Origin of the sequence: Actinomyces sp. Z5, assembly GCF_003287795.1 — a bacterium.
In the GTDB taxonomy this organism is placed as follows: domain Bacteria; phylum Actinomycetota; class Actinomycetes; order Actinomycetales; family Actinomycetaceae; genus Actinomyces; species Actinomyces glycerinitolerans.
In genome coordinates, this window is sequence record NZ_QMIN01000009.1 from 1 (window position 1) to 23,789 (window position 23,789).

19 protein-coding genes are annotated in these 23,789 nt (G+C 70.9%); 15 read left to right on the forward strand and 4 right to left on the reverse strand.

Annotated elements, in window-relative coordinates; all coding sequences use genetic code 11:
• Positions 1–280: 280 nt before the first annotated feature.
• A complete protein-coding gene (locus DRB06_RS00645; RefSeq protein ID WP_111818876.1) occupies positions 281–1,033 on the reverse strand; it encodes an AMIN domain-containing protein in 753 nt (250 codons plus the stop codon).
• A 162-nt stretch (positions 1,034–1,195) separates the two neighbouring features.
• On the opposite strand from DRB06_RS00645, the gene DRB06_RS00650 reads away from it, so the two are divergent.
• Positions 1,196–2,428: a D-alanine--D-alanine ligase family protein gene (locus tag DRB06_RS00650; protein ID WP_111818877.1), complete on the forward strand. Its 1,233-nt coding sequence runs from the start codon at positions 1,196–1,198 to the stop codon at positions 2,426–2,428.
• Positions 2,415–3,632, forward strand: a complete 1,218-nt coding sequence (locus DRB06_RS00655) for a thiamine-phosphate kinase (protein ID WP_111818878.1) — start codon at positions 2,415–2,417, stop codon at positions 3,630–3,632. Before DRB06_RS00650 ends, DRB06_RS00655 begins: the two co-directional genes overlap by 14 nt.
• Here the strand turns inward: DRB06_RS00655 and DRB06_RS00660 are convergent.
• Entirely contained in the window at positions 3,622–4,779 is a 1,158-nt protein-coding gene (locus DRB06_RS00660; RefSeq protein ID WP_159097644.1) for a LacI family DNA-binding transcriptional regulator, read from the reverse strand. The two genes, DRB06_RS00655 and DRB06_RS00660, sit on opposite strands and share 11 nt — an antisense overlap.
• 194 nt (positions 4,780–4,973) lie before the next feature.
• On the opposite strand from DRB06_RS00660, the gene DRB06_RS00665 reads away from it, so the two are divergent.
• Genes DRB06_RS00665 through DRB06_RS00675 form a run of 3 tightly spaced genes read left to right on the forward strand, consistent with a single transcriptional unit; the run spans position 4,974 to position 8,033 of the window.
• Positions 4,974–6,191 (forward strand): MFS transporter, encoded by a 1,218-nt coding sequence (locus DRB06_RS00665; RefSeq protein ID WP_111818899.1) that lies wholly within the window; start codon positions 4,974–4,976, stop codon positions 6,189–6,191.
• Complete coding sequence (locus tag DRB06_RS00670) at positions 6,184–7,026, forward strand: S9 family peptidase (protein ID WP_159097645.1); 843 nt, start codon at positions 6,184–6,186, stop codon at positions 7,024–7,026. The genes DRB06_RS00665 and DRB06_RS00670 overlap by 8 nt, the downstream gene beginning before the upstream one ends.
• Complete coding sequence (locus DRB06_RS00675; protein ID WP_108966479.1) at positions 7,023–8,033, forward strand: alpha/beta hydrolase; 1,011 nt, start codon at positions 7,023–7,025, stop codon at positions 8,031–8,033. Before DRB06_RS00670 ends, DRB06_RS00675 begins: the two co-directional genes overlap by 4 nt.
• Positions 8,034–8,151: 118 nt before the next feature.
• On the opposite strand, the gene rpmB is transcribed toward DRB06_RS00675, so the two are convergent.
• Positions 8,152–8,343, reverse strand: coding sequence for a 50S ribosomal protein L28 (gene rpmB, locus DRB06_RS00680; RefSeq protein ID WP_073327266.1), 192 nt, complete (start codon positions 8,341–8,343; stop codon positions 8,152–8,154).
• A gap of 299 nt (positions 8,344–8,642) precedes the next feature.
• Here rpmB and DRB06_RS00685 point away from each other — a divergent pair, with 299 nt between their 5' ends.
• Both DRB06_RS00685 and DRB06_RS00690 read left to right on the forward strand, forming a co-directional pair.
• On the forward strand, positions 8,643–10,514 hold the full coding sequence (locus DRB06_RS00685; RefSeq protein ID WP_108966481.1) for a DAK2 domain-containing protein: 1,872 nt from the start codon (positions 8,643–8,645) through the stop codon (positions 10,512–10,514).
• A gap of 6 nt (positions 10,515–10,520) precedes the next feature.
• The gene (locus DRB06_RS00690; RefSeq protein ID WP_258522096.1) at positions 10,521–12,821 is read left to right on the forward strand and encodes an ATP-dependent DNA helicase RecG; all 2,301 of its coding nucleotides are present in this window, start codon (positions 10,521–10,523) and stop codon (positions 12,819–12,821) included.
• A 70-nt stretch (positions 12,822–12,891) separates the two neighbouring features.
• Here the strand turns inward: DRB06_RS00690 and rsmD are convergent, their stop codons facing one another.
• Positions 12,892–13,506 (reverse strand): 16S rRNA (guanine(966)-N(2))-methyltransferase RsmD, encoded by a 615-nt coding sequence (gene rsmD / locus DRB06_RS00695; protein ID WP_108966483.1) that lies wholly within the window; start codon positions 13,504–13,506, stop codon positions 12,892–12,894.
• 791 nt (positions 13,507–14,297) lie between these two features.
• Here rsmD and DRB06_RS00705 point away from each other — a divergent pair.
• From DRB06_RS00705 to DRB06_RS00740, 8 genes are all read left to right on the forward strand, one after another.
• Complete coding sequence (locus tag DRB06_RS00705; RefSeq protein ID WP_181575144.1) at positions 14,298–17,771, forward strand: glycoside hydrolase family 2 TIM barrel-domain containing protein; 3,474 nt, start codon at positions 14,298–14,300, stop codon at positions 17,769–17,771.
• A gap of 150 nt (positions 17,772–17,921) precedes the next feature.
• Complete coding sequence (coaD, locus tag DRB06_RS00710) at positions 17,922–18,509, forward strand: pantetheine-phosphate adenylyltransferase (RefSeq protein ID WP_108966487.1); 588 nt, start codon at positions 17,922–17,924, stop codon at positions 18,507–18,509.
• Positions 18,506–19,093, forward strand: a complete 588-nt coding sequence (locus DRB06_RS00715) for an ATPase (RefSeq protein ID WP_108966489.1) — start codon at positions 18,506–18,508, stop codon at positions 19,091–19,093. The genes coaD and DRB06_RS00715 overlap by 4 nt, the downstream gene beginning before the upstream one ends.
• A 181-nt stretch (positions 19,094–19,274) precedes the next feature.
• Positions 19,275–19,889, forward strand: a complete 615-nt coding sequence (locus tag DRB06_RS00720) for a DUF177 domain-containing protein (RefSeq protein ID WP_111818880.1) — start codon at positions 19,275–19,277, stop codon at positions 19,887–19,889.
• Positions 19,889–20,764 (forward strand): ribonuclease III, encoded by an 876-nt coding sequence (gene rnc, locus DRB06_RS00725; protein ID WP_111818881.1) that lies wholly within the window; start codon positions 19,889–19,891, stop codon positions 20,762–20,764. Before DRB06_RS00720 ends, rnc begins: the two co-directional genes overlap by 1 nt.
• A 4-nt stretch (positions 20,765–20,768) precedes the next feature.
• The gene (mutM, locus tag DRB06_RS00730) at positions 20,769–21,797 is read left to right on the forward strand and encodes a bifunctional DNA-formamidopyrimidine glycosylase/DNA-(apurinic or apyrimidinic site) lyase (protein ID WP_111818882.1); all 1,029 of its coding nucleotides are present in this window, start codon (positions 20,769–20,771) and stop codon (positions 21,795–21,797) included.
• 165 nt (positions 21,798–21,962) lie between these two features.
• Positions 21,963–22,547 carry a TetR/AcrR family transcriptional regulator gene (locus tag DRB06_RS00735; protein WP_111818883.1) on the forward strand — a complete coding sequence of 195 codons (585 nt, stop codon included), beginning with the start codon at positions 21,963–21,965 and terminating at the stop codon, positions 22,545–22,547.
• Positions 22,544–23,779 (forward strand): glycosyltransferase, encoded by a 1,236-nt coding sequence (locus tag DRB06_RS00740; protein WP_146750761.1) that lies wholly within the window; start codon positions 22,544–22,546, stop codon positions 23,777–23,779. Before DRB06_RS00735 ends, DRB06_RS00740 begins: the two co-directional genes overlap by 4 nt.
• Positions 23,780–23,789: the final 10 nt, after the last annotated feature.

Consider the following 23,789-nt stretch of genomic DNA (forward strand, 5'->3'; position numbering starts at 1 on the left):
CCCAGAAGTCATGAGACTCAACCGTCCCAGAAGTCATGAGACTCAACCGTCCCAGAAGTGTGGAGACAGCACAGTACCCCCACCGTACGAACCGTCACAAGAAGGTGCGAATCGCTGACCAGAACATACGAACCCTGATGCGAAGATACGAACCGTCGTTCGCCGCGAACCGGGGGAGTGGCGTCTGAACACGCTCGTGCTATATGCCCTCATTGCCGACCACGAGCCGGCCGATCGGGCCTCGCTGTTGCGGCACCTCGGCGACGCGACGGAGCCGCCGTCAGTCGTCGTTGGTGTCATCGTCGGCGACGTCGATCACCAGACGGGTGGGGTTGGTGAGCGCGAAGATCCGGTAGGTCTGCGAGTCGGTGCCGAGCACCACCTGGAACTGGTCTTCGAAGGCGAGATCCAGGTAGGCCTCCTCAATGCCCTCGTCGTCGTCGCGCCCGACGGCGTCGAAGTCGAAGCGTACCGGCTCGGTGTAGGCCACGGCCTGCTGCTCCTCGCTGATCGGCATGGTCACGCCGGTGCCGATGACTACCAGGGTGAAGTCGCCCTTCACGGTGATGGGGTCGCCCTTGCCCTGGGTGTGAGCCTGATCGGTCCACTGTACCGACCAGCCCGGCGTGCCTTCACCGGAGAACTCGACCACGAAGCGGGAGTAGTCCTCATCGTCGTGGGAGCCGATACGCACGTCGGAGATGACCAGTGCCGAGCCGTCGGACGCCGCCTGGCCGTCGGCGCCGGTGCCCCAGGCGGGCGCTCCGGACGGGTTGGTCTCCTGCTGGGTGAGCGAGCCGGTGCTGGTGGGTGCCTGCGAGGCACCGGAGGGCTCCGGTGCCGAGGCGTCATCGGTGGACGCGGCGGAGGCAGTGCTGTCGGCAGACTCGGCGGATGTGGCCGGCGCAGACGCCTCCTCGGATGCGGCGCCGCCGCCGGAGCCCGAGCCGCAGGCGCCCAGTGTGAGTGTGCCGGTCAGCAGCAGGGCCAGGGCGGGGACGAGTGTGCGGGGGAGTGGGCTTGGGCGTGTCATGACGGCTCCTGACCTTGAGTGAACCACGCGTGTGACGTCAATCATACGGGGGAGGGGCTGGTGGTGCATAGGAACAGATATTTCGGTACTGGCCGACGGCGCGCCCGACGCCGAGCGGTGACTTGATACTCGATCCGCCCGGGTAGCGGTAGCGTTGCCACCATGTCGGCCCCTCATGCCTCAAACGCAGTAAGCACCGGCGCAAGCACGGATTCCAGCCTCTTCACCTCGTCGGCCCCGGCCGCCTCAACGCAGACCCCGGCCGCCACGCGGCCGCACAAGCCCAGGGTCGCTGTCGTCTTCGGGGGCCGCAGCGGCGAGCACACCATTTCCTGTGCCACCGCCGCCGGCGTGCTGGACGCCATTGACCGGGACCGCTATGACGTCGTGCCCATCGGCATCACCCGTCAGGGCCAGTGGGTGCTGGTGGACGACGATCCCGACGCCCTGCGCCTGGACGACGCCCGTCCCCCGGTGGAAATCACCACCGACGGGCTCGGTCGCGGCGAACTGGCCATGCGGCTGGGGGGCGGGAATCTGACCGCGATCACCCCCGCCGGCCCCGAGGTTCTCGGCACCGTCGACGTCGTCCTGCCGCTGCTGCACGGGCCCTACGGCGAGGACGGCACCATCCAAGGGATGCTGGAGATGCTGGGCCTGCCCTACGTAGGCTGCGGCGTGCTCGCCTCCGCCGCCGGCATGGACAAGCAGGTCACCAAGGTGCTGCTGCAGGCCGCCGGCATTCCCACCGCCCCGCATGTGCTCGTCGAGCCGCACCGTTGGCGCCGTGACAAGGCCGCCATCCTCGCCCAGTGCGCCGACCTGGCCCGCCCCCTGTTCGTCAAGCCCGCCCGCGCCGGCTCCTCCCTGGGCATCAGCCGGGTCGAGGATCTTTCCGACCTGGACGCGGCCATTGAGGCTGCCCGCGAGGTGGATCCGAAGGTGCTGGTCGAGTCCGGCGTCGTCGGCCGCGAGATCGAGGTGGCGGTGCTCGCCGGACACGGCGACGCCGCCCCGCGCGTGGCCGAGCCCGGCGAGATCGTCATGGACGCCGCAAACGGCGCCGGCGAGTTCTACGACTACGAGACCAAGTACCTGGCCCACGACGCCGTCGCCATGGTCTGCCCCGCCCACATCGCCCCGGCCGAACGCGAACTGCTCATGCGCCGGGCCGCGGAGGCCTTCATCGCCATCGGCGGGGAGGGCCTGACCCGCGTCGACTTCTTCCTCACCCCGGACGGCGAGGCGATCGTCAACGAGGTCAACACCATGCCCGGCTTCACGCCCTTCTCCATGTACCCCTACATGTGGCAGGTATCCGGGCTGGCCTACCGCGACCTGGTCACCGAGCTGATCGAGCTGGCGCTCGAGCGCCCCAGAGATGTCAACCGCTGAGGCCGACGACGTCGGGACGCCCCCGGCCGGCCGCGGCGCCGAAACCGTCGATTCCGATGGTGCTGCCGCCGTCGACTCCGTTGCCGGCAGTGGTGCCGCAACCACCGTCGCCGACCTGGGGGAGGAGGCGCTGCTGGCCGCCTTCACCCCGCTGCTGCCGCAGGCGGCCCGCGTGCTGGTGCCCAGTGGGGACGACAGCGCCGTGGTCGCCGCCCCGGACGGGCGTTACTGCGTGAGTACCGACGTGCTCGTCCAGGGCGAGCACTTCCGCACCGACTGGTCCACCGCCCGCGACGTCGGGGCCCGCGCCGCCGCCCAGAACCTCGCCGACATCGCCGCCATGGGGGCGCGCCCGACGGCGCTGGTGGTCAGCCTGGTGCTGCCGCGCACCACCTCGGTCGCCTGGGTGCAGGACCTGGCTCGCGGCTTCGCCGACGCATGTGCGGGCACGGACGCGGGCGTGGTCGGCGGTGATCTGAGTGTCGGGGATCGGGTGGTCATCGCCGTCACCGTCCACGGCGACCTGGATGGCCGCCGCCCGGTGCGGCGCTCGGGCGCGCGTCCCGGCGACATCGTCGTCCACTGCGGCACGCTGGGACGCTCGGCGGCCGGGCTCGCACTGCTGCAGGCCGGTCTGGATGGCCGCTCGGACGGGTGGGATGACGCCGTCGCTGGCGCCCACGCCGGTGCGCGGGGCGACGCGGGCGGAGACGGTGTGACGATCAACGACGACGGTGCCGCGGCCGCCGCGCAATGCCTGCGCATCTACCGGGCGCCGGAGCCTCCCCTGGCGGCTGGACCCGCGCTCGCCGACGCCGGAGCCACCGCCATGATGGACGTCTCCGACGGGCTGCTGCGCGACGCGGACCGGATCGCCCGGGCCAGCGGCGTCGTCGTCGAGATCGCCGACCCGGACGGCGACCCGGAGGCCGGGCTGACGCATGACCTCGCCGCGTTGGCGCCGGTCGCCGGCTTGCTTCGCCCCGACGCCGTGGCCGCGCGTGACCTGGCGCGGGCCTGGGTGTTGACCGGGGGAGAGGACCACGGCCTGCTGGCCACGCTGCCGCCGTCGGCGGTCGAACGGCTGCCGGAGGGCGCCCGGGTGATCGGAGCCGTGCGCGCCCGGCGCGTGGGCGAGTCGGCGGCCGTACTGATCGGCGGGCGCGTACCCGAGCGTCTCGGCTGGGACCACTTCAAAGAGTGATTGGCTCCCGGACCTGGATCGAGCCGCCTGCAATCAGCGGCATCGGGACCAGCAGTTCGCCGGCTTCCAGCGAATCCTCGCCCAGCAGGGTGTCAATAGCCGTGCGTCCCATCTGCTCGTGCGGAAGGGCGAAAGAGGTGAGAGGCGGAATGAACCACTGGCCCATCTGCGTACCGTCGAAGGAGACGATCGCGACATCCTCGGGAACTCGCAGGCCGAGTGCCGCCAGGGCCTGATAAACGCCTAGCGCGAGCGCATCGTTAGCGCACACTACGGCGGTGGGCGGACCATCCTGACGTAGCAGGCGCGCCATTGTGGTCCGGCCGGTGGGAGCATCCCAGAGCGGTGCGTCGAGCTCGGGCGCATGGAGACTTCCCTTTGCGGCGAGCACCCCTTGCAGTCCGGATAGGCGACGTTGAAGTGCGAGCGGACGGGTGTTCGGCCAGTTTGCGGTCGCCGAGGCGTTGCCGGGGAGACGTCCGAGGAAGACTACGTGCCCTTCGCTGCCCGCCTTGAGGATCAGTCTTCCCGCGTCGGCTCCCGCGGCGTGGTCGTCGGGAAGGATGCTCGTGGTTGTCCTGGATGGATCCTTGCAGTTGAGTAACACAACGCGCTCACCGGTGAGAGAAGGAGGAAGTGACACCTCACGACTGAACATCGTGGCATAGACGATGCCATCGGCACGACGGTCTAGGAGGTTGGTAATGAGCTGCTCCTCGAGCTCGGGCTCACCCAGAGTCTCCGCGGTGAATAGCAGCATTCCGTGTGATCGGGCTCCCTCAAGCACGCCGCGCACCATCGCGTGTGCGGCGGCCGTTGTTGTGACCAGGTCGGAGACGAGCGCGATGGTGCCGGACTCGCCTGTGCGCAGGATGTCGGCAATCTTGTTGGGACGATAGCCGAGTTCCTCAGCGGCCTGTTTCACGCGTTGCGCAGTCCGTGCGGCAACGCGCTGATCTGTGCGTCCGTTGAGGACGAACGACGCAACGGTTCGCGAGACCCCGGCACGGGCGGCAACCTGCGCCTGGGTGACACGCGCCGGGTGTGTCGCTTTCGGCTCTGTTTGGCGCGATGCGTCGTTCGACTTCGGGTGTGTTGATGCACGGGGGGATCCAGCGGTCTCCGCTGATGCTGCCGGTTTCGCCACGTTATGCCCCGATCCTGCGCCTGATCTTCGTGCCAACAGGTGTTGACATGCCTCGTTCGCCAGTCTAACGTAGAGGCTGCTAACAGCAGTTAGCTACTTCTGGCCCGCGGGCCTCTATCGCAAGGAAGCGAGAATTCATGAGTACTTGGCGTGGTCATGCCAGCAGTCCGTGGTGGGTCGCCTTCGCTGCCGGTATGGCAACCTTTGTTGACCAGGTTGCCATCGTTGGTTTCGGTACGGCGCTCGTCCTCTATCAGACGTCGGGCGCCCTCAGTCCCGAGCACGTGGGTGTGCTCACCTCTCTGTCGACGATTTCTCTGGCTGTGGGCGCCCTAAGCGGCGGGCGCCTGGGTGACCGATACGGCCGGCGCCGCGTCTTCCTCGTGACGATGGTGCTCATCGTCATCGGGACCGGGCTCTCGGCGGCCTTCACTAGTTTCCCCGTGCTGCTCGTAGCCTTCGTTCTCTTCGGCGTCGGAACCGGGGCGGATATTCCAGTCTCGCTTGCCACGATTTCGGAGTCCGCCGACGACTCGAACCGTGCCAAGCTCGTCATCTTCTCCAACCTCATGGGCACTGCGGGCATCACCACGGCCATGCTGTGCGGAATCGGCTTCGGCGGAATGGGGGTCGCCGGAGGGCGTCTGATCTTCATGGTCGCATGTGCCTCGGGCGTAGTAGGGTTCCTGCTGCGGTTGACAGTTCCGGAGTCACGGTCCTGGCAGGAGGCTCGCGCTGAAGTGGAGCAGGGGACGGCGACAGTACGCGCGACTCGTCGTAATATCGGTGATCTGCTCACCGGTGCCTATGCCAGGCCCCTGTGGACGCTTCTGGCGTACTACACGCTCACCACCGTGGCGGTGCTCGTTTCCGGCCAGTTCGGCACCTACACGGCCGTAAACGTGGCCGGGATGACCGTGAGTTCGTACTCGGCGATCTCAATGCTGGCGCTACCGGCTGCTCTCATCGGAGGTCTGTGGTTCATGAAGGTCGCGGACACACCCAGAAGAATGCCCTACTACGTCGTCGGTGCCATTGGTGTGGTGCTCTCCTACCTCATTCCCGCCGTGTTCGGCTTCACTCCGTTCACCGTCATCCTCGCGCTCGTTGTTGTTACGATCGCGGGCGCATTCTGCTATGAGACGATGATGAAGGTGTGGACACAGGAGTCCTTCCCGGTGCTCCTGCGATCTACGGCTCAGGGCACGGTCTACGCCGTCTCCCGTGTTGCCGCGGCATTGTTGGCCGTTTTCACGCCCTCTCTCCTCGGGGTCAACCCCCGCGGCCTGTACGGTGTGCTCGGGGCTGTTGCCGCTACGGGTCTCGTTATCGGGTACCTGGGTTTCCACCGGACGAGTTCGACGGCCTTCGACGTCGAACGGGATGAGGTCTCCGAGGTGGCTCATGCATGACAACGTTTCGTTCGCTGCTGGAAGCGAACAAGAAGTGGCTCGAGACGTGGTGTTGGAGTCCGTGGAGTTTACGGGGGCGCGGGGAGTCTTGCGAGGGACCCTCTACCGCCCGGACTGCGTAGCGCTCGATGCAAAAGGGATTCCGGCGGTCCTGTTGTCGCACGGATTCGGCTCGAATCGGCTTGAGTCGGGGATTTTCGTCTCGCTGGGGCGCGCCTTAGCCTCTTCTGGAGTTGCTGCGTTCGCCGTCGACCGGACTGGTCAGGGTGAGTCCGATGGCTCGTTCTTCGACGACACTGTCGAGCGCGACGTCGATGATGTCGAGCGCGTCCTCGCAGGTGTGCGTAACCGCGAGGATGTAGATGCCGATGACGTCCACCTCGTTGGGGTAAGCCTGGGCGCCGTTGTGACGACTATTGTCGCGGCGCGGAACCCTTCCGCGATAGCGAGCATAAGCCTGCTGTCGACAGCCTGCTCATTCGCCGACGAGATCCGTTCCGGGTACCTCCAGGGCAAGCCGCTCAGCGTCATCGATGAGCAGGGTTACCTCGACTTCTACGGATGCCGGTTGGGGTCTGCAATCATAGATTCCGCCAACCGCATCGACCCCTTCGGTGCCGCCCGGGGCTACGCCGGGCCAGTGCGGATACTTCATGGCGGGCGAGATTTCATTCCCGTGGAGTATGTCCGCCGGTACGAGTCGGTATACGGGCGGCAGGCTCAATTGACGATCAGACCGACCGCCGACCACGGATGGGCGAACGTGACGGATCGTGAGTTCGCCATCGCCGAAGTCGTCCGCTTCATTGTCGAGCGCAGCAGGAGGAGCGCGTGAGCACCTGGCGTCGTTCCGTCACTGCCGAAGCCTGGTTTGATGAACGGCTCAATCCTGACTATGCCGATGCGCTGACGGCCTTTGAAGAGGGCATGCCTGATAACTACCTCGACCTCGACGCGGCATCCAGGCGTGCGATTCAGGAGCGGTCGCCCGTTCCGGAGCCAGACTGGGTGGCCAGGTATGTCAATTGGCATGAGGTATTCGTTCCTGTGGAAGGTACGGATCGGCAGGTGCGTGTGCGCGTGTATACGCCGCGAACCGGAGAGCATATGCGTCCGTGTGTGCTGTGTATACACGGTGGTGGAATGTGGGCGGGCACCCTGGACTCCGAGCACCACGTCTTCGCGAGAATCGCGGCCATCCAGGACGCGGTCTGTGTCTCGGTCGACTACCGGCTTGCGCCCGAGCATCCGTTCCCCGCGGGGCTGGATGACGTTATGGTCGCGCTGCGTTGGGCGGCGAGTTGCGAGGACTTGGGCGCAGACCGATCAAGGATCGCTTTGTATGGCGGCAGTGCCGGCGGAGGAATCGCCCTCGGTGCCGCGCTGCGTGCTCGTGATGAAGGAGGTCCGGCTTTGTGCTTCGTTCAGGCAATATACCCGATGGTCGATCCATGGTCGGATACTCCGTCGGCGTACCAGCTTGTTCGCTCTGGGTGCGGCACCTGGAACCGAGACAACAACATCGAGGGCTGGCGCTGGTACTTGGCGGGGCAGCCGCCGACGATCTACTCTGCTCCGGGCACCGCTTCTGTCGAAGAGCTTCGGGGACTGCCTCCGGTTTACATGGATGTAGGCGAACTTGACCTGTTCCGCGATGAGAATCTGGTCCTGGCGGCGCGTCTGTGTGCGGCCGGTGTGTCGACAGAGCTCCACTTGACTCCGGGGCTATTCCACGGCGCTGAAAACGTCGTTCCGGAGGCGTCTGCGAGCAGGAGGCTGTTGTCGAGTCGGGAGGCCGCAATGCGGCGACATATTCACCCTGAGCTTCGTCCGCAGTGGTGACTTGCTGCGCTGCATGCTGCGGATAGATAGTCTGAGGGCCGCCCCCTAGGGGGCGGCCCTCAACCGCCAGCGCCCTCAACTAAGGGTCGTGGGTCACGCCGACGGCAAACGAACGCGCTCAGATGTTGCGCGTCACCTTGCCGGCCTTGAGGCAGGACGTGCACACGTTGAGGCGCTTGGGGGTGCCGTTCACGAGAGCACGTACACGCTGAATGTTCGGGTTCCACCGGCGGCTGGTCCGCACATGGGAGTGCGAGACGCTCTTGCCGAAGACGGGGCCCTTGCCGCAGACGTCGCACACAGCAGCCACGGTTCCACTCCTGAATCTTCTTGGTGTAAGCGCGCGGGCCTTTTGCCCGGCGCCGGGTCTACCGCCCGGCGACACGGGTCGCGGGCAACCCCAGCACCTTATCGGAAACGGCCCGCCACCCCAAGTGGAGCGGGTATGGGCTCGCGCACACGCCGCACCGTCCGCGGCAGCACAAAACCCCGTAAACCACTAGTCTGAGGTTAAGTTCGCAGTCGCCGGTGCGCCAGCCCCGGCGGGCGGCCCGCCGACGCGATTCGGCATCGCGTGAGCACAGGCAACGAGCACAGGAAGGGAGCGGCGTGGCAGATCGCACAGACGCCCCCGGCGTCCCCGTCATCACCGCCCCGCTGCTGCACGCCTGGCTGAATGCGGCCCGGGCGGTCTCCGAGTCCACCCGCGAGCTGGTCAACTTCCTCAACGTCTTCCCGGTCCCCGACGCCGACACCGGCACCAACGTCCTGCTTACCGTCCGCTCCGCCTGCGACGCCCTGGCTCTCCTCCCTCCCGGCGCGGACCTCGCCCAGACCGCCCGTGCCGCCGCCGACGGGGCCGTCCGCGGCGCCCGCGGCAACTCCGGACTGCTCATCTCCCAGGTGTTGGCCGCCCTGGCGGACGTGTGCGCCGAGGCTCCCGACCCCACGGCGCTGCGGCCGGTCGAACTGGTCCACGCCTATGAGCGGATCGCCACCACCACCTGGGCTGCCGTCTCCCGGCCGGTTGCGGGCACCCTGCTCACCGTCGCCCAGGACGCCGCCACCGGCGCGCGCACCGCCTTCGAGGAATCCACCGCCTCCGCACCGCCGAGTGTCTCCACCGTCGCCGCCTCCGCCGCCTTCGGCGCCCAGGAGTCCGTGGTGGAGACCGCGGGGCTGGGCCATGGCGCCGTCGACGCCGGCGGGGCCGCCCTCATGCTCATGTACACCAGCCTGTCCGACACCATCGACGCTGGTCATGCAGACGCCGCCCCGGGGGCACTGCCCGCCTCCCCGAGCGCGACCGCCACGTCGATGCCGTCCACCCTGCCCTGCACGGACGTCGCGCGGCAGATGCTCGACGATCTGGTCGCCGCCGCCACCCACGGCGCCGGCGCGCGCGAGAACGCCGGCCCCTTCTCCACCGGTGAGTTCGAGGTCATGTACCTGCTGGAGGCCACCGCCGCCCAGGCCGCCGCCCTGCGCCGCGATCTGGAGGCGATCGGCGACTCCGTGGGTGTGGTCGGCACCCCCGACGCGCTCGGCGTGGGCATGTTCCAGGTCCACGTCCACACCGACACCCCGCGCGCCGCCCTGCCCCGCAGCGGCCGCGCCCGCCAGGTATGCATCCACCATCTGCACCCGACGGCGCTCGCGCTCGCTCCCGCATGGGAGGCCGACGAGCCGCCGCTGCCCACCTCCGCCCCCGCCGACGGCCGCGTCGTCTCCTTTGAGCGCCTCGCCGCCCGCCGCGCCCAGCACGACTCGCAGGCCGCCCCTGCGGCCGCCGGCAACGGTTCGCACGCCGCCGCGAACTCCGCCCCCCGCCGCGTCGGCGTCATCGCCTGCACCCGCGCTCCCGGCCTGATCGAGCAGTTCGCCCGCACCGGCGCCGTCGTGGTGCTGGACCCCGAACGCGACGGCATCGTCCGCGCCGCCGGCGACCTCGGCGCCGCCCAGGCCGTCGTCCTGCCCTGTGACCCGCAGGCCGCCGCCAGCGCCCACGCGGCGGCCCGCTTCCTCGCCGCCCGTTCCGCCGTCTCCTCCGTGCGCGGCGCCGGGACCGGCGAGGCCGCGCGCACCATCCCCGAGGGGGTACGCCTGCTCGTATGCGACACCGATGACGAGGCCGGCGTCCTGGCGGCCGCCGTCGCCGTGGCCGGGCAGGGCGAGCACGCCGAACTCGGCGAGCTGGCCACCCGGGCGGGCAGTGTCGCCGCGGCCGTGCGCACCACCGCCCTGACCGGCCCGGACGCCGAAACCGACGCCGTCGCCGCCGCCCTGACCGCCGCGCTGCGCCCCGACGACGAACTCGTCACCGTCATCCTCGGCCGCGACGCCCTGCCCGACGTCGGCGCCGTCGCGGCCGCCACCGTCGCCCGCTACGCCGAGCAGCAACTCGATAGCCCCGACGCCATCGAGGTCGTCATTCACGCGGGCGCCCAGCCGACCCCCGACGTCCTGCTCGCCATCGGGTGAGCCCCCATGACCACCCCCAGTAGCGCCCGCCGCCCGCGCGGAGCCGTGCCCCTACTCGACCGGCCCCTGGACCGGCTGATCGGCAAGACGACCGCCACCCAGCTCGCCAAGCAGGGCATCACCACCCCGCGCGGGCTGCTGCGCCTGTTCCCGCGTCGCTACGACACCTGGGGGGACCTGACCGACCTGCGCACCCTCAAGGATGGTGAGCAGGCCACCATCCAGGCGCAGGTGGTGCGCGCCGCCGCCCGCCGTACCCGCTCCGGCCGGCCACCGGCCCTGATGGAGGCGACCGTCACCGACGGGGCGACCACCATGGGCCTGGTGATGTTCGGCAATCCCGGCCAGATGCACCACCACGCCGAACAGCTCGCCCCCGGCACCACCGTGCTGCTGTACGGCAAGGTCGGGCTGCGCCACGGCCGCCTGCAGCTGGCCAGCACCCGCTTCCAGGTGCTCGACGAACTCGACGACGCCGAGCGCGAGGCGCTCCTGGCCCGCCCCATGCCCATCTACCCGGGCACCGAGTCCCTGCCCTCCTGGCTGGTGGGGCGAGCCGTGCGCACCATCCTGGACCAGATCGGCCCCGCGGACGTCCCCGAGCCGCTGCCAGAGCCGGTGCGCACCACCGAGCGCCTGGTGGATGCCTACACCGCCTACCGGTGGGTACACACCCCCGAGGACGCCACCCAGTGGCGTGAGGCCCGCCGTCGCCTGCGTCACGAGGAGGCCTTCGTGCTGCAGGCCGCCCTGGTGCAGCGGCGTGTCCAGCACGCCGCCGAGCACACCGCCGTCGCCTGGCCCATCCCCGGCAAGGAGTCCCTCCTGGCGGACCTGGACGCCGCCCTGCCGTACCCCCTCACCGCCGGGCAGGTGCGCGTGGGCGGCCAGATCGCCGACGCGCTGAACTCCACCGTCCCCATGCAGCTGCTGCTCCAAGGCGACGTCGGTTCCGGCAAGACCCTGGTCGCCCTGCGCGCCATGCTGCAGGTGGTCGATGCCGGTGGACAGGCCGCCCTGCTCGCGCCCACCGAGATCCTGGCGGCCCAGCACCGCGCCTCACTAGAGGCCCTGCTGGGTCCGCTCGCGCACGCGGGCATGCTCGACGGCGCCCAGCGCGCCACCCGCGTGCGGCTGCTGACTGGCTCCACCCCGCCCGCGCAGCGCCGCCAACTGCTGGCCGACCTGGCCGCCGGGGAGCCGACCATCGTGGTGGGCACCCACGCCCTGCTGTCCCAGACCGTGCAGATCCCCTTCCTCGGGCTGGTCGTGGTGGACGAGCAACACCGCTTCGGCGTCGCCCAGCGCGACGCCCTGCGCGAGCGCGGTGGCGTCACCGACCCGGCCACCGGCGCCCAGCGCACCCCACACCTGCTGGTCATGACCGCCACCCCCATCCCGCGCACCATCGCCATGACCATCTTCGGGGACCTGGACACGGCCGTGCTCGACGAGCTGCCCGGCGGTCGCCGCCCGGTCGCCACCAGCCTGGTGCCCTGGGCGCGCGAGCCCTGGGTGGAGCGCATCTGGAAGCGCGCCGCCGAGGAGGTGGCCGCCGGCGGACGCGTGTACGTGGTATGCCCGCGCATTGACGCCGATGACGCCGCCGGAGCCGATCAGGAGGAGCCGGAGCTGCCGGGCGCGCTCCTCGACGAGGGCGGGGAACTGCCCCAGGAGGCGGCCCCGACCCGGCCGCCGGCCGCCGTCGTCGACTGGGCGCAGCAGCTGGCCGCCGAGCCGGCGCTCGCGGGCGTGGGGGTCGGCACCCTGACCGGCCGGATGAGCGCCGCGGAGAAGGACGCCGCCATGGTGGACTTCATCTCCGGGCGCACCCCCGTGCTGGTGTGCACCACCGTGGTGGAGGTGGGCGTGGACGTGCCGTCCGCTTCCATGATGGTGATCCTGGACGCCGACCGCTTCGGCCTGTCCCAGCTGCATCAGCTGCGCGGACGCGTCGGGCGCGGTGAGCGGGAGTCGGTGTGCGTGGCGGTGACCGGCGTGGAGGTCGGGTCGCCCGCCTACCACCGGCTCAAGGCCTTCGGGGATATCAGCGACGGCTTTAAACTGGCGGAGGCCGACCTGGAACTGCGCAGCGAGGGCAATGTGCTCGGCGCCGCCCAGTCGGGTCGGCGCAGCGACCTGGATCTGCTGCGCGTGAGCCGTGACGGCGCGCTCATCGCCCGGGCGCGGAAGCAGGCGGAGACGGTCATTGCCGCCGACCCGACCCTGGCCGAGCACCGGGACCTGGCCGCCGCCATCGCCGACCGTCTGGATGAGGAGGCCGGCGCCTACCTGGAGCGGTCATGACGCGTCGGGCGCGCACCGATGCGGGTCGGGCGGGCCGGATCCGCCAGGCCCACGGCTCGGGAGGGCCGATTCAGTGCGCGGCGGGTTCTGCGTCGGCCGCAGCGCCGTCGTTGGAGGGCGCGCCGTCGTCGGGCTCGGCGAACCAGAGCGTGGTCTCCCCGTACTTGCGCATGGAGAACCGGCGCAGGCCCGCGGGCCAGGACGGCTCGGGGGAGCGCGAGGAGCGCTCGACCACGACCACCGCGCCCGGCGCCAGCCACGGGTCTTGGCGGCGGGGGAGCGGGGCCAGCATGGCCGCCAGGGTGGTCTCGTCGACGTCGTAGGGCGGATCGAGCATGACCAGGTCCACGGGCGCACCCGCCGGCCCGGCCAGGAAGGCTTCCACCTTCGCGGTGGCGCTGCGCACCCCGCGCAGACCGAGGGCGCGAATGTTGGCATCGCACACGCGGGTGGCGCGGCGGGAGGCGTCCACCAGGGTCACGTCGGTGGCGCCGCGGCTGGCCGCCTCCAGACCGAGTGCGCCCGAGCCCGCGCACAGGTCCAGCACGCGCGCGTCGGCGATGACGCCGTAGTGCTCGAGCCGGCCGAACAGGGCTTCGCGCACCCGCTCGGAGGTGGGGCGGGTGCCGGCCGCGGGCACGTCGATCCGGCGCCCGCCGGCGCTCCCGGCCACGATCCTGGTCATGGGACGAGCCTACAGGGGCGAGGAATGTCCATCGGTGACCACTTTGGCGGAAAGGAGTGGTTAGTACCTAGAAGAAACTTCCTCAAACCCTTGCAACTACGCCAACGTCGATTCGGACAATACGCGGGTGAAGGTCAAAGTGGTCACCGATGGACACTTCTCCGCTGAAATTTGGCTGGCGAACACGGTCTTCCACTCCTGGGCCGAGGAACTGGACTGCTGGGCGGCCTCAGGTGAGTGGTGGGTGCCCCGGCCGCACTGGACCTCGTTGGCGGCCGGTAGGTGGCCTGAAGGACGTCGTGGCATGTTGCCTCCAGCAGTGGCAGGTACTCTTCTGATTCCAGTCCGTGCGTTAGTGCGTAGAAGCCGGCTTGGCGGCCATCGGTACTCCGTCGATCTGATGTGGTTGAGGTTGCGGGACTCCGCATCCAGAATCAGCACCAACAGACCTGCCGTGCCAAGACAAGTCCCGACAGTCGTTGGAATCACGCGGTTGTGCTGTCGGGCCGGAGCGCCGACTCCGGCGTTTGTGCCGATTCCGGACATGCGTCGAATCGGCCCTGTCTGAATGGTGACGACCGACCTCGAAGCGTTACTGGTGCCCGCCTCGATGAGGGGCGGCGGGCAGCTACGCCACTGCATGACGCTGCCAGTAGGCTTGGCGCTACGCCAGGGAGCAACGAGTGACCGGCGGCGCGGCACCGCGGCCGCCAGCCGAGGTCGGGAGGGACACACACATGCCGAATACGTCAGCGACCACTGCCGGGGCGTCAGGAGCGCAATCAGATGCTGTGTCGGACTCACGGCCGGATGGAGCGCCTCGCGGCCCACTGCCCGGCCCCAACCCCGCGCAGAGTCGGCAGTCAAGCAGTACGCGCGAACCCTCCTACGAGTGGCTGCTCCCCACCGCGCCCGGACCCGGCCGTGGGCGCCACCTGCCACCGCGCGCCTGGGTCGCCCCCGAAAACACCAGCGCCCCCAGCCTGAGCCTGAACGGCACCTGGGCCTTCCGCCTGTATCCGCAGGCGCACCCCGAAGGGTTGGATGAGTGCGGCGAACCCATTGCCCCGGTCTTCGACACCGCCGACGCCTCCCTCGGCCCCTGGGGCGAGATCGACCTGCCCGCCCACTGGGTGCTCACCGGCGACGGCCGGCGCGGCCTGCCCTGGTACACCAACGTCCAGTACCCGATCCCCGTAGACCCGCCGTACGTGCCCGACGAGAACCCCACCGCGGACCACGTGCGCACCTTCACCCTCCCGACCGACTGGCCGCTGGACCAGGCCGGCGCCCGCCAGGTGCTGCGCCTGGACGGGGTGGAGTCCTTCGCCTCCGTGTGGGTCAACGGCACCTGGATCGGCACCACCCAGGGCTCGCGCCTGCCCTCCGAGTTGGACGTGACTGGCCTGCTGCGAATGGGGGAGAACACCGTGGCCGTGCGCGTGTCCCAGTGGTCGCCCGGCACCTACGTGGAGGACCAGGACCAGTGGTGGCTGCCCGGTATCTTCCGTGACATCACCCTGCTGCAGCGGCCCGCCGGCCGGATCGGCGACGTGTTCGTCCGCACCGACTACGACCCCGCCACCGGCGCGGGCGCCCTCGAGGTCGACCTGGACGCACCGGCCGCCGCCTTCCCGGTGCGGGTCGAACTGCCCGAACTGGGCCTGAGCGCCGAGCTGGCCGGCCCCGGCACGGCCCGCCTGGCTGTGCCCGCGGTCGAGCCCTGGAGTGCCGAGGTGCCGCGCTTGTACGAACTCGTGGTCACCGCCAGGGAGGAGACCGTGCGCCTGCGCACCGGCTTCCGCCGCCTGGAGGTCGTCGACGGTCAGGTGCGCGTCAACGGCACCCGCCTGATCATCGCCGGCGTCAACCGTCACGAGGTCAACGCCCACCGCGGCCGCGTATTCGACGCGGACTGGGCCCGCGCCGACCTGGCCGCCATGAAGGCCCACAACGTCAATGCCATCCGCACCTCCCACTACCCACCCCACCCGCGCCTGTTGGACCTGGCCGACGAGATCGGCCTGTGGGTCATGGACGAGTGCGACCTGGAGACCCACGGCTTCGAGGCCCACGGCTGGCGGGGCAACCCCACCGAGGACCCCGCCTGGCGCGACGCCCTGGTGGATCGTGCCCGCCGCATGGTCGAGCGCGACAAGAACCACCCGGCGATCCTCTTCTGGTCCCTGGGCAACGAGTCCGGCACCGGCCGCAACCTGGCCGCCATGAGCCAGTGGATCAAGCACCGCGACCCCGGCCGCCTGATCCACTATGAGGCCGACTTCGCCGGCGCCTACACCGACGTCCACTCACGCATGTACCCGACCCTGGAGGAGGTCGAGGCCGTCGTCGGGCGCGGCGCGGAAGCCACCGCCGTCGACGGCGCTGCCGCCGCCGCTCCCGTCAGCACGCCGGTGGCGGTGGCCGGGCACGCCGCCGCCCGGCTCACCCCCGCCCAGAACGCGCATGTGCGCACCCTGCCGTTCATCATGTGCGAGTACCTGCACGCCATGGGCACCGGCCCCGGCGGCATCGAGGACTACACCGCGCAGGTCGAGCCCAATCCCCGCCACCTGGGCGGATTCGTCTGGGAGTGGCGCGACCATGCCCTGGTCGACCCCCGCCCCGAGGCGGCCGGCGCCCTGCGCTACGGCGGCGACTTCGGCGAGAGCGTTCACGACGGCAACTTCGTGTGCGACGGGCTCGTCTCCGCCGACACCACCCCCAGCGCCGGCACCACCGCCTGGGCCAACGCGGTCGCCCCGGTCCTGGCCACCTGGGTCGGCGACGCCGCGAGCCCCGGCCGGGGCGACGGCACGGTGCGGGTGCGCAACCGCTTCCACACGCGCACCACCGCCGGACTCACGCTCGCCTGGCAGGTGACTCTGGAAGCCTCCACCGCCGACGGCGATACGGCCACCGCCGGGACCGACCCCGCCGCAGCCGCTGGCGCCGCTACCTCGCCCGGGATCACGCGCCTGGGTGCCGCCGACTCCGGTGAGTACCCGCTGCCCGAGCTCGCCGCGGGGGAGGAGAGCCTGCTCGACGTGCCCGGACTGGCCGACGCCGTCGCCCGCGCCCGCGCCGCCGGCCGCGCCGTCCACGTGCTCACCGCCGTGCTGGACCCGCTCATCCTCGGACTGGCCGACGCCGGCCCCCGCCAGATCAACCCGGCCGACGGCGCCCCGCTGCTGCCCCAGGTCGCCTGCGCCGACGCCTCCGGGCGCCGGGTCATGTCCACCCGGGAGGTGGCGGCTGCGGCCCCATGGGTTATGCCCACTCCGACCGGGCCGGCACTCGGGAATGCGCCTGCGGGCGGCCACGCCGAGGCCGCGAGCGCCGCGGGCCGGGAAACGGCCACTCATGGCGGGGCGCCGGTGCGCGTGCGCGGCGGCATCCAACTGGGTCCCGCCCGGCTGTACGAGCGGGGCCGGCTCGTCGACCTGGGCGGGATCCGCGTCGTCGGCCCGCTGACCACGATCTGGCGTGCCCCCACCGACAACGACGAGGGGCACGGGCCCATCGACTACTGGCACGTGCCCCCGAGCCGCGCCAACCTCGGTGCGGGCGCCGGACGTCCCGGCCCCTCCGCGGCCGACCGCTGGCGCGAGGCCCGCCTGCACCTGATGAGCGAGCGCCATGTGGCCACCGCCGTCACGGGTGATGCCGTCGTGGTGCGCACCCATTGCGGCGCGCCGGAGATGGCCTGGGCGCTGGAGACCACCACCACGCTGACCGCCGAAGCCGGCGGGCTGCGGCTGCGCACCGAAATCATCCCCACCGGGGACCTGCCCGCCGTCCTGCCCCGGCTGGGCGTACGGCTGGGACTGCCCACGGGGCTGACCCGTGCGGTCTGGGCCGGCACCGGCCCCGCCCCCGCCTACGCGGACCTGTCCGGGGCCATGCGTCACGGCGTCTTCACCGGCGACGTGCCCGCGCTGTGGCAGCAGCCAGTCCGGCCCCAGGAGGGCGGTACCCGCCCCGGCCTGCGCCGGCTGCACCTCGACGGCGACGCCGGCCGTCTGAGCGTCGTGATCCCGCCCGCGGTCCCGGCGGCCTTCTCACTGAGCCCATGGAGCCTGGAGAATCTCACCGCCGCCGAGCACGTGGAGGAACTGCGCCCGGACACCCGCCTGTGGCTGCACCTGGACGCCCTGCACCACGGCATCGGCACGCGCTCCTGCGGCCCGGACGTGCGCCCGGAGGCCGCCGCCGCACCCCGGCCGGTCGTCGTGGAGGCCTGGCTGGGCGTGCAGCCCGCCTGATGTCGGTTCCCGGTCGCCGGCCGAGCGCTGCGGCGTCCCGGCTGCCGACGCTTCGGCTGCGGTCTCCGGCTGTCGGCGGCGCGCTCGTGTCGGCGTCCCGGCCGCGGCGCGCGTCCCCACCCGCCGGGGTCGTTCCGCTAGCCTCACAGCGTGACGCTCGCCGTATACCCCGGAACCTTCGACCCGATTACCCTCGGGCACGTCGACGTCGTGCGCCGCGCCGCCACCCTGTTCGACCGCGTCATCCTCGGCGTCGCCCACAACGCCGCCAAGGACTCTTCCCGCCTGTTCACCATTGACGAGCGGGTCGCGCTGGCCCGCGCCGCACTGGCGCACATCCCGGGGGCGGAGGTCGCCGTCGTCCCCGGTCTGCTCGCCGACTTCTGCGCTCAGCGGGGCGCCGACGCCATCGTCAAGGGCCTGCGCAACGGCACCGACTTTGACGCCGAGGTCCCCATGGCGCTGCTCAACCGGGAGTTGGGCGCCCCCGAGACCTTCTTCCTGGCCGCCGCCCCCACGCACGCACACGTATCCTCCTCGCTGGTCAAGGACGTCGCCCGCCACGGCGGGGACGTCTCCGCGCTCGTGCCCGCGAGCGTCGCGGCCGCGCTCGCCCGCGTCTTCGCCACCCCGGCACCCGGCACGGCGAGCGCCCCGGCCCCCGCGGCGACCACCGCGCCGGCGGCCGACCCCAGCACCGCAACCCCTTACCCGCAGAACCGAAGGACGAACCCGTGACCACCCGCGCCGACGCTGGAGACGACCTGCTACGCATCCTCGATGAGCTGGACGAACTCGTCTCCACCGCCCGTTCCCTGCCCATGAGCTCCTCCGCGATCGTGGGCCGTCAGGAGGCCCTCGACCTGATCGACCGCGCCCGCGAGGCGGTCCCCACCGCCGTGCACCGGGCCGAGGAGATCGTCGCCGACGCCGACGCCGTCCTCGCTCAGGGCCGGGAGGAGTCTCAGCGCATCCTCAACCATGCGCAGGAGGAGGCCGAGCGGCTCGTCGCCGGGGAGAACATCGTGCGCATGGCCAACGATCGCGCCGACGCCATCATCTCCACCGCCGAGGAGCGCGCCGCCCGGCTGCGCCACGGGGCCGACGACTACTCCGACCGCTCCCTGGCCGCCCTGCAGGCCGAGATCGACAAGCTCGCCGAGCAGGTGCAGGCCGGCCGCGACGCGCTGGCCGCCCGTCTGGAGACCGCTGCCAACGATGCCGCGGCCGCGGAGCGGGAGCAGCAGGAGGCCAACCGCCACTTCGCCGGCTGGTCCGTGGACCCGGCCGCCACGCGCAACTGGTCCAAGGGCGGCCGGTAGGGCCGACGGTTGAGCTCCGTACGCTCCCCATGAGTGGGTGGTGGGCCCTTCTCATAGCGGCCGGTGGGCCGGTCGCCGGGGCCGCCGCTAGGTTGAAGTGCCCGCCCGCGAGTAGATTCGCCTGCGCTGCGCCGCTTCGGGTGCGCGGCTCTGCGACTTCAGACCATCCAGGAGGAATGCCATGGCTCCCACGGCCGGACTCGTCGTCGACATCATCGACCTGCCCCAGCAGGTCGGGTCGATCAAGAACATCCATCTGGAGACCCCCGCCCCCGCCGACCTCGGCGCCGAAATGATCGGCGCCCGCGAGGGCAGCCCGCTGGTGCTGGACGCCGAGCTGACCAGTCTGGACAACGGCGTCCTGGTGCGCGGACACGCCGACGTCCACCTGACCGGCCAGTGCGTGCGCTGCCTGCGCGACCTCGAGGATGACACCACCATCTCCTTCGACGAGCTCTACTTCACCCCCGAGGCCGCCCGCGCCCAGGCCGCCGAGGGCGATGAAGAGGCCGACGAACTGTTCATCCTCGGCGAGTCCACCCTCGACCTCGAGCCCGCCCTGCGCGACGCCCTCGTGCTCGCCCTGCCATTCCAGCCGCTGTGCCGCGAGGACTGCGCGGGGCTGTGCCCGCAGTGCGGCGAGCGCCTGGATGATCTGCCCGCCGACCACCACCACGAGCAGCTCGACCCGCGCTGGTCCGCTCTGGCGAGCCTGCTGCCCGACGGCGCGGACACCGATGCGGCCGACTCCGAGGCCGCCGGATCCGCCGTCGACGACGAGGAGGCGCAGCGCTGATGAGCTCGCGGCGCAAGCACAAGCAGAAGCGTGCCGTATCCGCGGCGCGTGAGGACGTGGACACGCTCGTCTTCCGCTGGGGCGAACGCATCGACGCCGACCTGCTCGATCTGGCGCTGACCCACCGCTCCTGGGCGCACGAGCACGGCGGCCTGCCCACCAATGAGCGCCTGGAGTTCCTGGGGGACTCGGTGCTCGGCATCATCGTCACCGAGAACCTGTACCGCACCCACCCGGATCTGCCCGAGGGGCAGCTGGCCAAGATGCGTGCCGCCACCGTCTCCGAGCCGGCCCTGGCCGCCGTCGCCCGCGACTTGGGGCTGGGCGAATTCATCAAACTCGGTCGCGGCGAGTCGCTGTACGGCGGCCGCGACAAGGACTCCATCCTGTCTGACACCGTTGAGGCCCTCATCGGCGCCACCTACCTGACCACGGGCCTGGAACCGGTGCGCGTGGTGGTGGAGCGCCTGGTGTCCCGGTTCCTCAACGACGCCTCCATGCGCGGGGCGGGCCTGGACTGGAAGACCAGCCTGCAGGAGCTGACCGCCGTGCACGGCCTGGGCAACCCCAGCTACGAGGTGGAGAGCACGGGCCCCGACCACCAGCGCGTGTTCTCCGCGCGCGCCCACGTGGACGGCCGCGTGTACGGGGAGGGCTCCGGCTCCTCCAAGAAGATCGCCGAGCACGCCGCGGCCGAGGCCGCCTACGCCGCCATCCTGGCCGAGCGCGGCGACGGCGGACTGAGCCTGCCCGGGGTCAACGACGCCCTGCGCGCCGACCTCGGCGCCGCCGCCGGTGTCCCCGGAGCGGAGGCCGCCGGGGACACCGCGGACTCCGCGGCGACCGGTTCCGCCGACGCCGCGACGAGGGCCTGAAACCTTGCCGGAACTGCCCGAGGTCGAGACCGTCCGCGCCGGCCTGGCCCGCCACCTGACCGGCCGCATGGTGGAGCGTGTGGAGATCTTCGATCCGCGGCCGCTGCGTCGGCAGGAGGGCGGCGCGGACGCCTTCGTGCAGCGGCTGACCGGCCGCACCTTCACCGCCGCGGTGCGCCGCGGCAAGTTCTTGTGGCTGCCGCTCGACGACGGGGCCGCCCTGGTTGCCCACCTGGGCATGAGTGGGCAGCTGCTGGTGCACGGCACCCCCGGCGCGCTCGCCGCGCGTGAGTCCGGCGACGACGCCCACGCCTTTCTGGGCGACCCCGACGCGCCCCGCGTGGACCTGACCGCCACGCGCGCCCCGCTCCCGGCGGAGGACCCCGACGCCCGCCCACGGCACCTGCGCGTGCGCCTGCACCTGAGTCCCATCGCCGGTGACGCGCCCGGAGGCGCGGTCCTGGACCTGGTGGACCAGCGCATGTTCGGCGGCCTGCGGGTGACCGACATGGTGCCCACCGCCGACGGCGCCCCCGGGGGCGCCGGCAGCCTCGCGCCACTGATACCGGCCGACGTCACGCACATCGCCCGCGACCTGCTCGACCCGCACCTGGACCGTCCCGCCGTCATTGCCAAAATGCGCCACTCCAACCGGGCGGTCAAGACCCTGCTCCTGGACCAGGGCATCGTCTCCGGCGTCGGCAACATCTACGCCGACGAGGGGCTGTGGGCCGCCCGCGTCCACGGCCTGCGCCGCGGCAGTGCGCTGGGACCGCGGGTGACCGCCCGCCTGCTGGATGCCACCGGGGAGGTCATGGAGCGGGCCCTGGCCGCGGGCGGCACCAGCTTCGACGCCCTGTACGTGGACGCCGACGGCGCCGCCGGCTTCTTCGCCCGCTCCCTGGCGGTCTACGGGCGGGCCGGACAGGAGTGCCGACGCTGCGGCGCGCTCCTGCGCGCCGAGACGATCGGGGGCCGCAGTCACGTGTTTTGCCCCCGCTGCCAGACCCGGCCGCGGTCGGCGCACGCCTGAAGTCCCGACCTCGCCGTCCACTCGTAGAGCGCGATTTCCGTTGCGAGTCGATGGGGTCGGCGTCACTCGGCCGAACCCCCGACCCTTGCCAGGCGCGGGATATTCACATATTCTGAACGTGTTCAGAAGTGAACGTGTTCAGAAGTGGGTTGGAGGATCCGAGGGATGCAACGACGTATCGCCACTGAAGCCGCAGTCCGCCGCCATGCGCGGCGTCTGTTCCTCAAACAGGGGTATGCCGACACCTCGGTGCGGCAGATCGCCGCCGCCGCACGAGTCTCCGCGGGCACCGTCGTCTCAGTGGGGACTAAGGATCAGTTGTTCGTTACCTGCATGGAGGAGGTGGCGACCGAGGCGGCGCTGAGCGCGCTCGCCGCTGAACAGGATCCTCGCGCGGCGCTGCGCGCTTTCGTCGTCGCCACCCCCGGCCTGACCGCCGAGGGGACGGAGCTATCGCGCGACTATCTACGCGCCCTCATCGCAATTGGCTCGGACCCCGGCAATGAGGAGCGCCTGGGACGTGTCCTGGCGCTCATCACCTCCCGCTGGGCGGAGCTGCTAGGCCTACCGGACGAGCATTCCCGGGTGGTCCTGTGCGCCGGAAACTTCTACATGAGCCTAATCGGCTGCGTTTACGCCGTCGCCGCGGGACAACTACGGGCGGATGATGCGGTCGTGCTTCTGCACGGCATGATCGACGGCGCCACGGCGGAGAACGCCGTGAACGCCCCGAGCGGGTGCGACCAATGAGATTCGTGCATATCGCCATCGGATCCATGGGGGATCTGCGGCCTCAGCTGACACTCGCCGCCGCCCTGAAGGAGCGGGGCGACGACGTGCTCGTGGTGGGACTGGAGGAGTACGCGGACACCGCCACCGAGGCGGATGTACCCTTCCGTGGCCTGGGCGCCCACACCATCGGACCAATACGGCCGGCGCCGCTGGGACGCCTGGTGGCGGGCAGCCAGACGGCCGGAGCGCTGCTCATACGCCGGTGGATGGCCCGATCCGCCGAACCGATCGCACGCACCCTCCTTGACGTCGTCCGGCCGGGGGACCGGATCGTGACCGGCGTGCTCGGGCTGGCCGCAAGCCGACTCCTGGCGGCGCAGCGCGGCTGCAAGACCTTCGAACTCATGCTGGCGCCCACCCTGCCCACCGCCTACGGGCAGTGCCTGGTCGGTGCCGTGCGGCCCGACCGCTCCGCACTCAACCTGTGGGCATCGACCCTGGTGCGCCGGGGCTCGGTTTCCATGGGACGCCCTATCGCCCGGGCGATGCACCGCCTGAACACGGCCTCCTCCGCCACCTGCGCGCCGTCCACGTCGGAACACGTCATTCTGGCCTGCTCATCACTTCTGGTCCCACAGGCCCCCGACTGGCCGGAAACCGTTGCCTGTACCGGACATTTGGCGGCGGCGTCGCCGCAGTGGGAGCCTCCCGCCCGCCTGCAACGCTTCCTGGACGCCGGCGCGCCGCCGGTGTACATCGGCTTCGGCTCGGTCCCCTTGCGCGATCCCGTCGGCGCGGTCGCCATACAGGCGGAGGCGGCGCGGCGCGCCAAGGTACGCGCAGTCCTGCACCCGGCCGCGGGTTTCCAGGAATGGGACCGCGACTTCGGTCCACACGTACACCTCATACGGGACACCCCCTTCGACTGGCTGCTGCCCCGCATGGCCGCCGCGGTCCACCACGGCGGAGCCGGCACCACCCAGGCGGCCCTAGCGGCGGGCGTGCCGCAGGGCATCATCCCCTACACCCTCGATCAGCCCTACTTCGCGCGCCGCGTGGCCGCGCTCGGCCTGGGGCCGGAGGCCCTCAGCACGCGTGACCTGACGCCGCAGCGCCTGGCCCGCGTTATACGCCGGCTCACAGCGGGGGAATCCGCCGACGCGTATCGCGCCCGGGCCGCACAGCTGGCCGAGTCCTATCACGATCGTGGAGGCCTCACCGAGACCGTTGAGTTCGTCCACGGTTGGTGAGTGAGGTGTT